This is a genomic window from Pseudomonas sp. NFPP25 (assembly GCF_900116505.1).
GTDB lineage: Bacteria > Pseudomonadota > Gammaproteobacteria > Pseudomonadales > Pseudomonadaceae > Aquipseudomonas > Aquipseudomonas protegens.
This window is the reverse complement of record NZ_FPBG01000010.1, coordinates 49,087-62,297: the sequence shown is the minus strand read 5'-3', so window position 1 is coordinate 62,297 and position 13,211 is coordinate 49,087. Positions and strand designations below refer to the sequence as shown.

Sequence of the window (13,211 nt, the reverse complement as noted above, 5' to 3'; positions counted from 1 at the left end):
ATCGAGATGATCGAGTCGCCACCCAGTTCGAAGAAGTTGTCGGTGACGCCCACCTGCTCAAGCTTCAGCACATCGGCCCAGATCGCCGCGATCTGTTGTTCCAGCGGGTTCTGCGGCGCGACGTAGGTCTGCTGCATCAGCTGCGCATCGACTTTCGGCAGCGACTTGCGGTCCAGCTTGCCGTTCGGTGTCAGCGGCAGTGCTTCGAGGAACAGCAGGTAGGTCGGCACCATGTAGTCCGGCAGGCTCTCGCGCAGGCGCGCCTTGATGCTCTCGCGCAACTGCGCCTGGCGCTCGTTGCTCGACGCCACCTCGGCGTCCACCGGCACGATGTAGCCCACCAGCTGCTGGCCGCTCGGCCCTGGCTGGGCGATCACCGCCACTTCCAGTACCGGGTCCTGCTCCAGCAGGCGCGCTTCGATCTCGCCCAGCTCGATACGGAAGCCCCGCACCTTCACCTGATGGTCGACACGGCCCACATATTCCACCAAGCCATCGGTGCGATAGCGGGTCAGATCGCCGCTGCGGTACAGCCGGGCCCCGGTGGTGCTGTAGGGGTCAGGAATAAAGCGTTCCGCTGTCAGCCCAGGTCGATCCAGGTAACCCCGGGCCACGCCCAGGCCGCCCAGGTACAGCTCGCCGGCCACGCCAACCGGCAACAGGTTGAGGTTGGCATCGGCCACATAAGCGCTGCGATTGCCGACGATATTGCCGATGGGCGCGTAGGCCGCGTCGCACGGATCGCCCGCCTTGGCCTTCCAGATCAATGGCGTAACCACGGTTTCAGTCGGGCCGTAGCCGTTGAAGATGTACTTGGGCCGCAGCACTCGCCAGGCCAAGTCGTAACTGGCCTGCGGCACTGCATCGCCACCAAAGCAGTAGACCCGCACCGCCGGCGGGTTGCCGTCGCGCTCGGCGTGTACCGCCAGTTGTTGCAGGTACACCGGCGGGAACACACCGACGGTGACGCCATAGCGATGCATCTGTTCGTAGGTGAATTCCGGCGACCACAAACTATCGTCGCGAATCAGCACGCTGGCCCCGTAGATCAGCGGGTGCATCCAGCCTTCGTGGGAGCCGTCGAAGGCGAAGGACATGAAGTGCAACTCGCAATCCGCCGGGCTCATTTCATAGCGCTCGCCGGTGGCCAGGCTGTGCATGGCCAGCGGGCCGTGGGACACCGCCACGCCCTTGGGCAAGCCGGTGGACCCAGAGGTGTAGATCACATAGGCGAGGTTTTCCTCGGCCAGATCCACCTGCGGGGTGGTGGCGGGGTAGGCGGCAAAATCTGCGGCGCGTTCGACGGTGAGGGTCGGCAGGCCCTCGGGGATCGGCAAGCGATCCAGCAGGTGGCTCTGGGTCAGCAGCAGCCACGCGCCGCTGTCTTGCATCATGTAGCGCAGGCGGTCCTGGGGGTACTCGATATCCAGCGGCACATAAACCCCACCGGCCTTGAGCACGGCCAGGAAGGCCACCATGATTTCCGCGCAGCGCGGCATGGCGATGGCCACCCGCACTTCCGGGCCAACGCCCAGTTCGATCAACTTGTGCGCCAGCTGGTTGGCTTGAGTATCCAGCTCGCGATAGCTCAAGCGCTGCTCGGCGAAAAACACCGCCGGGGCGTCCGGCGCCTTGGCCGCCTGATCGGCAAACAGCTGGTGGACAAAACGATGGGTCGGGTAGACCACATCGGTGTGGTCCCACTCCTGGCGAATGCGCCGCTGCTCGTCCTGGCCCAGCATCGGCAGCTCGCCCAGGGCTTGCTGCGGTTCAAGCATGCCTTGCAGCAGATTGCGCCAGTGATCGGCAAGGCTCTGGACGGTGGAGACCTCGAACAATTCGCCGGCATAGATGAACGAAGCGTTGATCCCGGCGTCGGTCTCCAGGGTTTCCAGGGTCAGGTCAAATTGCGCGGTACCGCCCTGCAGGACCATTTCCTCGGCTTGCAGGCCCGGCAGGCTGGTGCCGTCGGTGCTTTCCCCGGCAATGCTCAGGTGGTTGTACATCACCTGGAACAACGGGTTCTGGTCCAGCGCACGCTGGGGCTTGAGGGCATCCACCAGACGATCGAACGGCAGGTCCTGATGGGCCTGGGCGGCCAGGGCCGTGGCCTTGACCTGACGCAGCAACTGCCCCACCGGCAGGCTCGGCGCCAGTTCGACGCGCATCACCAGGGTGTTGACGAAGAAGCCCATCACCCCTTCCATTTCCTGGTGGCGGCGATTACTCACCGGCACCCCGATGCGGATATCCGGCTGATCGGAGTAACGGTGCAGCAGCAACGCGAACGACCCCAGGAACAGCTGGAACAGGGTCATGTCATGTTCCCGCGCCACTCGCCGCAGCCCTTGCTCCAGGTCCGCCGGCAGGCGCAGGCCCAGGCGTTCCTGGCGGTGGGAGACCAGCGCCTGGCGTGGATGATCCAGAGGCAGCTCCAGAACCGGATGCTCCAGCCCCAGTTGCTGGCGCCAGTAATCCAGCTGGCGCTGTTGCTCGCCCTGCTCCAGCCAGCTGCGATGCCAGTTGGCGTAGTCGGCGTACTGCACGCTCAACGGCTCGAACTGCGGTGCCTGCCCCTGGATCAAGCCGCGGTACAGCGCGACGAATTCCCGGGCCAGCACACTCATGGAGGCGCCATCGGAAATGATGTGGTGCAAGGTCACCACCAGCAGGTAATCGCGCTCGGCGATCTGCAGCACCCGGGCCCGGCAAAGGGGCCCGCGCTCCAGATCGAACAGTTGCTGGGTCTCCTCCAGGGCGCGGGCCTGGACGGCTTCGCGGGGCAGGCCCGGCGTCAATCGCTCCCAGGCCACGCTGATCGCGCCCTGTGCATGCACCACCTGGCACAGGCGTTCCTGATGCTGGGTGAAGGTGGTGCGGAACGCTTCATGGCGCTGGGCCAGGGCATCGAAGGCCTGCTGCAAGGCAGCCTGGTCCAGTTCCCCCTGCAAACGGACCACGATCGGCGTGTGGTAGGCGGTGCTCTGCGGATGCATCTGCCAGAACAGCCATTGCCGCTGCTGGGCATGGGAGGCCGGCAAGGGCCCATCACGCTCCAGCACCTCGATCTGCGGCAGTGCCGCGGCGCCCGCGCAGGCCTGTACCTGTTCGACGAATTCGTCCAGGCGCGAGGTTTCGAACAGCACCCGCAGCGGCACGTCCGCCCCCAGCAGGCGACGCACCCGGGACATGATCTGGGTCGCCAGCAATGAATGGCCCCCCAGGGCGAAGAAGTTGTCGCCCAGGCCCACCCGCTCGACCTTGAGCACCGCCTGCCAGATCGCCGCGATGCCCTGCTGCAGCTCGCTGACCGGGGCCACAAAGGCTTCCACCGGCGCCTGCTGCTGCAATGGCGGCAGGGCCCGCAGGTCGAGCTTGCCGTTGGGGGTCAAGGGCATGCCGGCCAACGCCAGGAAATGCATGGGCAGCATGTAGTCGGGCAAGGCCACCGCCAGTTGCCGGCGGATCTCCTGCCACGCCGCCTCCGGTTCCTGAGCCTTGGCCAGTACCACATAGGCCGCCACTTGCGACTCGCCCGCCACACTGACCACCTGTGCCACGGCGTCTTCGACCTGGGGCAACTGCTTGAGGGCCGCGGTGATTTCCCCCAGCTCGATACGGTAACCGCGGATCTTCACCTGATGGTCGATGCGGCCCAGGTAGTCGATAACCCCGCCGTCCAGATAGCGCGCCAGGTCACCGGTGCGGTACAGGCGCTGCCCGTCGCCGCTGAAGGGGTCCGGCACAAAGCGCTCGGCGGTCAAGGCCGCGCGCTGGTGGTAACCCCGCGCCAGGCCGGCGCCACCCAGGTACAGCTCGGCCGGAGTGCCGGGCGCCACCGGTTGCAAGGATGCATCCAGCACCCGCGCACGGACGTTGGCCAGCGGCAGGCCCAGGGGCACCACCGCCCGCTCGGCCGCCAGCGTGGCGGCGGCCATGGTCAGGGCGCCGACCGTGGTTTCCGTGGGGCCGTAGTGGTTGAACACCGCGCACTCCGGTGCCAGGGTCGCGATCCTGCGGACCAGAGCCGCCGGGCAGGCCTCGCCGCCCAGCACCAGGCACTGGCGCGGCAGGGAACGGGCCGGTTCTTCGCCACTCATCAGCGCCTGCAAATGCGACGGGACGATCTTCAATACATCAATCTGGTGGGTGTGCAGGTAGGCGCCGAAGGCGTCGGCGTCCAACCCGGTATCCAGGTCGATCACGTGCAGGCAACTGCCGGAGCACAAGGCGCCGAACAGCGTGGTGTGACCAAGATCCGCGGCGATGGTCGAGACCACGGCCATAGTGCGCGCAGTCCCCAGCGGCAGGCGCTGGATGATCGCCTGCACATAGTTGGCCAGGGCTCCGTGGGTGATGCTCACGCCTTTGGCGGCACCGGTGGAGCCGGAGGTGTAGATCGAATAGGCCAGGTTCCCGACAGCCATCCCGGGCAAGGCTGCCAGCGGATCGCTGTCCGGCGCCCAGGCCTGTGCCTGATCCAGCAACAGCACCTCGACCCGGGCCGCCACCGGCAGCCGCGGCTGCACCGCCGTCTCGCTCAGCAGCAGGCGTACGCCGCTGTCTTCAAGCATGTAGCTCAAGCGCTGTTCGGGGTATTGCGGGTCCAGGGGCACATAGGCACCGCCGGCCTTGAGCACCGCCAACAGGCCCAGCACCATCTCCAGGGAACGCTCCACAGCGATACCCACCGGCACTTCCGGCCCCACGCCACGCGCCACCAGCGCTGCGGCCAGACGGCTGGCACGCAGGTCCAGCTCGCGGTAGCTCAGGCACTGCCCGGCGAATACCAGGGCCGGTGCTTCGGGCTGCGTGGCGACCTGGCGGGCAAAGAGTTCGAGCACCGATTCGGCGCTGAACACCTCTTCTGCGCCAGCCCCCTGGGCCAGGAAGCCCCGGTGCTGCTGGGCACTGAGCAGCGGCAGTTCGGCAAGCGCCGACTGCGGCTCGCGCACCATCGCCCACAACAGGTTCTGCCAGTGGCCGGCCATGCGCTCGATGGTCTGCGCTTCGAACAACTGGCAGTCGTAGGTGAAGGCGGCCTGCAACTGGCCACCGCGTTCGAAAGTGTCCAGGGTCAAGTCGAACTGCACCGTGCGCTCGTTGCGCGGCAAGGCCTGCACTTGCAGCCCGGAGCGGCTGTGCAAGGTGGTCAGTTCGGTGACCTGGGGCTGGTGGTTGTACAGCACCTGGAACAGCGGGCTGTGGCTCAGGCTGCGCTCCAGGTGCAGGGCTTCCACCAGGCGCTCGAAGGGCAGGTCCTGATGGGCCTGGGCGCTCAGGGTAGTCTCGCGGATATCGGCCAGCAGTTGCTGCACTGTCAATTGCGGGCTCAGTTCGGTACGCAGTACCTGGGTGTTGACGAAGAAACCGATCAGCCCCTCGGCTTCCTGGCGCGTGCGGTTGGCGATGGGCACGCCGACCCGGATGTCCTGCTGGCCGCTGTAGCGCGATAGCAGCAGCTTGAAGCCGGCCAACAGCACGGCAAACAGGGTCACCCCCTGCTGGCGCGCCAAGGCGCCCAGTTGCTGGGCCAGGGGTTGTTCCAGGGCAAAATCCAGGCGGCGCCCCTGGCGGCTGGAATGGGCCGGCCGCGGATGGTCGGTGGGCAGTTTCAGCGGCGGATGCTCGTCACCCAGCTTGGCGCGCCAGTAGTCCAGTTGCCGCTCCTGCTCCCCTGCCTCCAGCCAGCTGCGCTGCCACAGGGCGTAGTCGCGGTACTGGATCGGCAGCGCCGGGACGTTCGGCACCTCACCCTGGAGCAGGCTGTCGTAGGCGTGCAGGAACTCTTCGATCAAGACCCCCATCGACCAGCCATCCGCGACGATATGGTGCAGGGTCAGCAGCATCACGTGCTCCTGCTCGCCCAGGCCCAGTACGCAGACCCGCAGCAAAGGCCCCTGTTGCAGATCGAAGGGCCGGCGCGCTTCGGCGTCGGCCAGCTGTTGCACCCTGGTTTCGCGCTGCGCCGGGTCGAGGTCGCAGAGCTCCCGATAATCGATGTCGACCCGCGCCTCCTGGATCACCTGCCGAGGCTCATCGTCCTCCAGGGCAAAGACCGTGCGCAGGCTCTCATGCCGCTCCAGCAGCCAGTCGAAGGCCTGCGCCAGCACTGCCCGGTCCAGCGGCCCGCTCAGGCGGACCGCGTTGGGCAGGTTGTAGGCCGCGCTCTGCGGATCCAGCTGCCAGAGAAACCACATGCGCTGCTGCGCATAGGACAGGGCCTGGCGATCAGGCACCGCAACCCCCGCCGGAATCGGCAGCAGAGAGAAGTCGACGCCTTCCTTGTCCAGAGCCTTCAAGAACAACCGGCGCTTTTCCAGCGGCAGTTCAATGAATCTGCGGGCGAGCTTCAAGGAGTCTTCTGCATTCATCGGGAGTCATCCGTACTTACTTGTTGGGTATCGAGCATTGGCTCGGTCATCCCTACGGAACGGATGAAGGCCGGGGAAAATTAACCCCGCACAGCGCCAGAACAACCCGCTTGCGGGCCCCTCAGGGTGATTGGGCAGGCGCCGCCGGCAGTAAATCACCCCGCTCATCCTTCGTTCCTTCCTTATCCTCCCCTTGCAGCAGGTACCCGCCCATGTCCTCCGCTCAATCGCTGACCGGCCTCCTCACCCAAGGCTTGCGCAAACTGACCGGCATCGACCGGTCCAGGCCAAAGGGCTACCGGGTAATCAACGTCGAGCTCAAGCAGCGCATCCACCTCAGCCCGTCCATGGCCCGCCTGGTGTTTACCGGCGAGGACATCGCCCAAGCGCGCACCCTGGCACCGGACCAGCGCATCAAGCTGCTGTTTCCCGGGGCCGATGGCACGCCCTCGCAACTGCCGGTGGAAGGCGACTGGCAGGCGGCCCGGCGCAAGCTGCCGGCCGAGCAGCAACCGCCGATGCGCACCTACACCATTCGCGCCCTGCGCCTGCAGCCTGCGCAAATGGATGTGGATTTCGTCCTGCACGGGGTCAACGGCCCGGCCTCCGCCTGGGCCACCCATGCCCGGCCCGGCGACCGCCTGCAGATGGTGGTGCCGAACAAGGCCTACAGCGGCGACCCCGGTGGTTATGAATGGCTGCCGCCGGCGGGGATCCGCAAGGTGCTGTTGATGGGCGATGAAACCGCGCTGCCGGCGATTGCCGGCATTCTGGAAGAACTGCAGGGTTATCCGGACCATCCGGATGTGCAGGCGTTTATCGAAGTGCCCTATGAAAGCGATTGCATCGACCTGCGCTGCCACCCGCTGGCGCGGATCAACTGGTTGCCCCGGGACCTGCTGGGCGCACGCCATGGCGAAACCCTGATCCATGCCGCCCGGGAGCTGGCCGAACTGCCGCCGGCCAACAGCCAGCGCCGGCCGATCAAGGTTTCCGAACGCAACGACGAACAGCGCCTCTGGGAAACCGCCCAACCGGCGGACAACGATTTCTACGCCTGGGTGGCCGGCGAGTCGGCCACGGTAATGAACATTCGCCGCCACCTGATCAACGAGCGCGGCCAGGAGCGTCGCAACCTGACCCTGATGGGCTACTGGCGCCTGGGCAGCTCCCTGGGTTGAGCCCCACCAACCGCCCCACCCTCTTCCCTGTAGCCGCTGCCGAGCCCGCGAAGCTGCGCAAAGGCCCGCCGGGCCTTGCTTGGCGATCGCCAGCCGAACCCCTGGCGAACCCGGGATTTTTGCCTCCCTGCGGGCCGTGCGCAGCCTGCGCCAGCGGCTACAGCAAGCAGGTGTGTAGCCGCTAGGAAACCGCGGCTACCGGTTGCAGGTGGCGGCGGCGATGCACCTCCAGATGGCCCTTGAGCAGGCTCAGCACCTTGGCCTCGTGCTCGTGGATGAAGAAGTGCCCGCCCGCCAGCATGTCCACCGAAAAACTGCCGTGGGTTTCCTTGCTCCAGCCGATCAGTTGCTCGGTGGTGGCGCGATCCGTCTTGCCGCCCAGCACATGCACCGGGCAATTGAGCAGTGGCCGTTGCACCGGGCGAAAGCGCCCGCACAAGAGAAAGTCGGCCCGCAGGATCGGCAAGGTCAGGCTCATCAGTTCCTGGTTGGCCAGCACTTCTTCACTGGTGCCGTTGAGGGTGCGCAACTGTTCGATCAGTTGCTCATCGGTCTTGGGCTCGGCAAACCCCCGGTCGTATTCGGTGCGCAGGGTCGGCGCAGCAGTGCCCGAGGCAAACAGCGCCACCGGCTCCGGGCACCCCAGGGCGCGCAGGGCATGGGCCAGTTCGCAGGCCAGCAAGGCGCCCAGGCTGTGGCCGAACAGGGCGTAAGGGGTGCGCAGCGTGCCCCGGATTTCCAGGGCAAGCTGCCGCGCCAGCTCGCGCATGTCGGTGTGCAGCGGCTCGGCATAACGGGCGCCACGCCCGGGCAGCTCCAGCGGTTGCAGGTGCAGCCACTGCGGCAGCTTGCGGCGCCAGCGGCTGTAGACCATGGCGCTGGCGCCGGAATACGGCAGGCACAGCAGGTTCAACTGAGTCACGGTTATTCCCTCGACGGATGGACGCTAAAGAAACGCAGCACGAGGGGAACAAATTAGTCCACCGATCACCTCAGCGCATGCGCCGATAGCTCTGCAACGCCGCCCCCAGTACCACCGCGCCGCCCGCCAGGGCCAGCCAGAAGCCGCTGCGGGCGCCGAACTGGTCCACCAGCGCTCCGGACCCCGCGGCCCCCAGGGCCACGCCGATGCTCAGGCCGGTGACCAGCCAGGTCAGGCCCTCGGTGAGCTTGGCCGGCGGCACGCTGCGTTCCACCAGGGCCATCGCGACGATCAGAGTCGGCGAGAAAAACAGCCCGGCAACGAACACCGCCAGGGACAGGCCGAGGATGTTGCTCGCCAGCAGCAGCGGCAAGGTGGTCAGCGCCGTGGCGATACCGCCGTACATGAACAGCCGGGGCAAGGGCGTGGCCAGTTTCAGGGCGCCAAAGGCGATGCCCGCCAGGCATGAGCCGATGGCGTACACCGAGAGCACGATGCTCGCCGCCGCCGGCTGCCCCTGTTGCTGGGCGAAAGCCACGCTGACCACGTCCACCACCCCGACGATGGTGCCCATGGCGGTCATCAGCAACAGCAGCAGGCGGATTTCCACCGAGCGAATGATCGAGCCAGCGTGCCCTTCCTCGTGAGGATGGACCGGCGGCTCGGTGCTCTTCTGCATGACGAACACACTGACCCCCAGCACCAGCATCAGCAGCGCCGCCAGGGGCCCGGCTTCGGGAAACAGACCGACGCTGAGGCCCACCGACAAGGGCGGGCCGACAATGAAGCAGACCTCATCGAGCACCGACTCCAGGGCATAGGCGGTCTGCAGCTGCGGCTGGCCGCGGTACAGCTCGGTCCAGCGGGCACGGACCATGGCCGACATGCTGGGCATGCAGCCGGCCAGGGCGGCGCAGAGGAACAGGGTCCAATGCGGGGCCTGCAAGCGGGTGCACAGCAGCAGGGCCAGCAGCGCCCCGCCCCCCAGGCCGGCGGCCAGGGGCAATATCCGGCTCTGGCCGTAACGGTCCACCAGGCGCGATACCTGGGGCGCGCAGAACGCCGTGGCCAAGGCGAACGTCGCCGCCACCGAGCCGGCCAGGGCGTACCCGCCGTGCAGTTGAGCCAGCATGGTGATCAGGCCGATGCCGGTCATGGAGATCGGCATGCGCGCGATCATCCCGGCCAGCACAAAGGCCCGGCTGCCGGGGGCCTTGAACAGTTCGCGGTAGGGGTTTGCCATTTACAACGACTCCTTGGGGGGCTGCAACTTGCCACAAAGGGCAGGCACAGTAGAAACACATACGCCTCGTATGTTAAAAATCATGTAAACATACGCCTCGTATGTCAACCCGCCATTTGTTGGAGAACTGTGTCCATGAGCAGCCGCCCACGCGCCGCGATGATCGAGCAAACCCGCGCCAGGCTGATTGCCAGCGCGCGCCAGGCCTTTGCCCGCCTGGGCTACGCCAAGACCTCGATGGACGACCTGACCGCCGAAGCCGGGCTGACCCGGGGCGCGCTGTATCACCACTTCGGTGACAAGCAGGGGTTGCTGGCGGCGGTGGTGGAGCAGATCGACAGTGAAATGGATGAGCGCCTGGAGGCCATTTCCGCAGCGGCCAGTGATCCCTGGCAAGGCTTTGCCCAGCGCTGCCGGGCCTACCTGGAAATGGCCCAGGAAGCCGAGATCCGCCGCATCGTCCTGCAGGATGCCCGGGCCGTGCTGGGGCAACGGCAGCCAGCCGAGGAACACTGCATCGACTCCCTCAGCCGCCGCCTGCAAGCGCTGGTCGAAGCCGGGCTGATCACGCCCGCGCCGAGCCAGGCCCTGGCGCGCCTGATCAACGGCAGCCTGGTGGACGCGGCGCTGTGGATCGCCGCCGCCGAGCAGCCCGGGCAACGCCTGCAACAAGCCCTGCAAGCGCTTGAGCTGCTACTGCGCGGGCTGCAACCACCGCGCTGAACTGAACTCCTGAACCGCGTCCGGGGTCAGCACAACAGGGGCCACTGATGCGTTGCGTGTCGCCTGGGCGCATCAGCCCCGGCCTTCGACAGCGGCGACAGGAGTGCAGTGCATGCAGATATCCCTCGACCAGCAGGTAGCCCTGGTCACTGGCGCCAGCTCCGGCATTGGCGCCGCCACCGCAATCGCCCTGGCGGCGGCCGGTGCCAGCGTGGTGCTCAACTACAACTCCCAGGCCGCGCCGGCCGAGCAGTTGGCCGCGCGGATCAATGCCGAAGGCGGCCGGGCCATTGCCATTGGCGCCGATGTGGCCGATGAGGCCCAGGTCGAGGCGCTGTTCGCCCAGGCCATCGAGGCCTTTGGTTTTCTCGACATCCTGGTGGCCAATTCCGGCCTGCAAAAGGATGGGCCGGCCGCCAGCCTGAGCCTGGACGACTGGAACCGGGTGATTGGCGTCAATCTCACCGGGCAGTTCCTCTGTGCTCGCGCGGCGCTGAACATCTTCCAGCGCCAGGGGGTACGCGCCGGGGTGTCCAAGGCGGCGGGCAAGATCATCCACATGAGTTCGGTGCACCAGTTGATTCCCTGGGCCGGGCACGTGAATTACGCGGCTTCCAAGGGCGGCGTGGACATGCTGATGCGCACCCTGGCCCAGGAAGTCAGCCAGCAGCGGATCCGCATCAATGGCATCGCCCCGGGGGCGATCCGCACCGCCATCAACCGCACCGCCACCGAGGGCGCGGCAGAGCAGGAACTGCTCAAGCTGATTCCCTACGGCCGGGTCGGCGACCCCGAGGATGTGGCCAATGCCGCGCTATGGCTGGCCTCGGACGCCTCCGACTATGTGGTCGGCAGCACCCTGTTCATCGACGGCGGCATGAGCCTCTATCCGGAGTTTCGCGGCAATGGCTGACCAGCATCCCACGGCACAACGCCCCATCGACGCCCACGGCATCATCGGCGACATGCGCAGCGCCGCCCTGGTCGACGACCAGGGCAGCATCGATTTCTTCTGCTGGCCGGAGTTCGACAGCCCGAGCATCTTCTGCTCGCTGCTGGACTCCCCCGCCGCCGGGATCTTCGAACTGGCACCGGTGCTGGCCGACGCCCGGCGCCAGCAGATCTACCTGCCCGACAGCAACGTCCTGCAGACCCGCTGGCTGGGAACCGAGGCGGTGGTGGAAGTCACCGACCTGCTGACCATCGACGACGACCCCGAGCAGCTGCCGCTGCTGATCCGCCGGGTACGGGTGGTCAGCGGCCAGGCCACCCTGCGCCTGCACTGCGCGCCGCGCCTGGACTATGGGCGGGCCGCCACCGGGGCACGACAGGAAGGCGACTCGGTGTGCTTCGAAGCCCCCGGGCAGCCCGGGCTGCGCCTGCTGGGCGACCAGCCGCTTTACCTTGAACGGGACTCGGCCCGGGCCGAGTTCGTGCTGCAACAGGGCCAGGGCGCCGAATTCATCCTCGGTGGCGTCGACGATCTGCGGGTGCGGCACGGCGATAGCGAGCTGCACCTTACGCGCACCCTGAAGTTCTGGCGCGACTGGATCGGCCAGTCCAACTACCGCGGCCGCTGGCGCGAGATGGTCAACCGTTCGGCCCTGGCGCTGAAACTGCTGACCTCCAGGCGCCATGGCGCGATCCTCGCGGCGGCCACCTTCGGCCTGCCGGAAAGCCCCGGCGGCGAACGCAACTGGGACTACCGCTACACCTGGGTACGCGACGCCTCGTTCACCGTCTACGCCTTCATGCGCCTGGGTTTCGTCGAGGAGGCCAACGCCTACATGGGCTGGCTGCGGGGCCGGGTCAGCGACTGCCATGGGCAACCGATGAAGCTCAATATCCTGTACGGCATCGACGGCCGCCAGGAGTTGCCGGAGACCGAGCTTGGTCACCTCTCCGGGCACGGCGGTGCGCAACCGGTGCGCATCGGCAACCAGGCCTACGACCAGGTGCAGCTGGATATCTTCGGCGAGCTGCTGGATGCGGTGTACCTGGTGAACAAGTACGGCGAGGCCATCTCCCACGAAGGCTGGAAACACACGGTACAGGTGGTGGACCAGGTCTGTGACAGCTGGCAGAGCAAGGATGTGGGCATCTGGGAGATGCGCGGCGAGCAGCACCACTTCCTGCACTCGCGGCTGATGTGCTGGGTGGCGGTGGACCGCGCCATCCGCCTGGCCTCCAAGCGTTCGCTGCCGGCCCCCTTCGCCCGCTGGGACCAGACCCGGCAAGCCATCTACGACGATATCTGGAGCCGGTTCTGGAACCAGAAGCACGGGCATTTCGTCCAGCACATCGGCAGTACCGCCCTGGACGGTTCGATGCTGCTGATGCCCCTGGTGCGCTTTGTCAGCGCCAAGGACCCGCGCTGGCTGGCGACCCTGGATGCCATCGAAAAGAGCCTGGTGCGTGACGGCATGGTCTACCGCTACCGCAATGACGACAGCCAGATCGACGGCCTGGCCGGCACCGAAGGCGCCTTCGCCGCCTGTTCGTTCTGGTACGTCGAATGCCTGGCCCGGGCCGGGCGCCTGGAGCAGGCGCACCTGGAGTTCGAGCAACTGCTGCGCTATGCCAACCCCCTGGGCCTGTACGCCGAGGAGTTCGACAGCCACGGCCGTCACCTGGGCAACACGCCCCAGGCCCTGACGCACCTGGCGCTGATCAGCGCGGCAAGTTTTCTCGACCGGCGCTTGAGTGGCGACAAGAGCGTCTGGCAACCTTGATCCCGGCCCCGGTGCTGAGACCGGGGCGCTTTTCCC

Annotated in this window: 7 protein-coding genes; 4 read left to right on the top strand and 3 right to left on the bottom strand. The window is 66.8% G+C overall.

Annotation, left to right across the window (positions count from 1 at the left end; all coding sequences use genetic code 11):
- Window positions 1-6,374, bottom strand: a 6,374-nt coding sequence (locus tag BM382_RS30695; RefSeq protein WP_139238035.1) for a non-ribosomal peptide synthetase, incomplete at its 3' end; no start/stop codon positions are given.
- A gap of 212 nt (window positions 6,375-6,586) precedes the next feature.
- On the opposite strand from BM382_RS30695, the gene BM382_RS30690 reads away from it, so the two are divergent.
- Entirely contained in the window at window positions 6,587-7,555 is a 969-nt protein-coding gene (locus BM382_RS30690) for a siderophore-interacting protein (protein WP_015636427.1), read from the top strand.
- 181 nt (window positions 7,556-7,736) lie between these two features.
- On the opposite strand, the gene BM382_RS30685 is transcribed toward BM382_RS30690, so the two are convergent.
- Window positions 7,737-8,477, bottom strand: coding sequence for a thioesterase II family protein (locus BM382_RS30685; RefSeq protein ID WP_015636428.1), 741 nt, complete (start codon window positions 8,475-8,477; stop codon window positions 7,737-7,739).
- A 70-nt stretch (window positions 8,478-8,547) separates the two neighbouring features.
- Window positions 8,548-9,720 carry an MFS transporter gene (locus tag BM382_RS30680; RefSeq protein WP_011062379.1) on the bottom strand — a complete coding sequence of 391 codons (1,173 nt, stop codon included), beginning with the start codon at window positions 9,718-9,720 and terminating at the stop codon, window positions 8,548-8,550.
- A gap of 135 nt (window positions 9,721-9,855) precedes the next feature.
- On the opposite strand from BM382_RS30680, the gene BM382_RS30675 reads away from it, so the two are divergent.
- The 3 genes from BM382_RS30675 to BM382_RS30665 all read left to right on the top strand — a co-directional run bounded on the left by BM382_RS30675 (window position 9,856) and on the right by BM382_RS30665 (window position 13,175).
- Window positions 9,856-10,443, top strand: coding sequence for a TetR/AcrR family transcriptional regulator (locus BM382_RS30675; RefSeq protein ID WP_011062380.1), 588 nt, complete (start codon window positions 9,856-9,858; stop codon window positions 10,441-10,443).
- Window positions 10,444-10,555: 112 nt separating this feature from the next.
- On the top strand, window positions 10,556-11,356 hold the full coding sequence (locus BM382_RS30670) for a glucose 1-dehydrogenase (protein WP_011062381.1): 801 nt from the start codon (window positions 10,556-10,558) through the stop codon (window positions 11,354-11,356).
- A complete protein-coding gene (locus tag BM382_RS30665; RefSeq protein ID WP_011062382.1) occupies window positions 11,349-13,175 on the top strand; it encodes a glycoside hydrolase family 15 protein in 1,827 nt (608 codons plus the stop codon). Before BM382_RS30670 ends, BM382_RS30665 begins: the two co-directional genes overlap by 8 nt.
- Window positions 13,176-13,211: the final 36 nt, after the last annotated feature.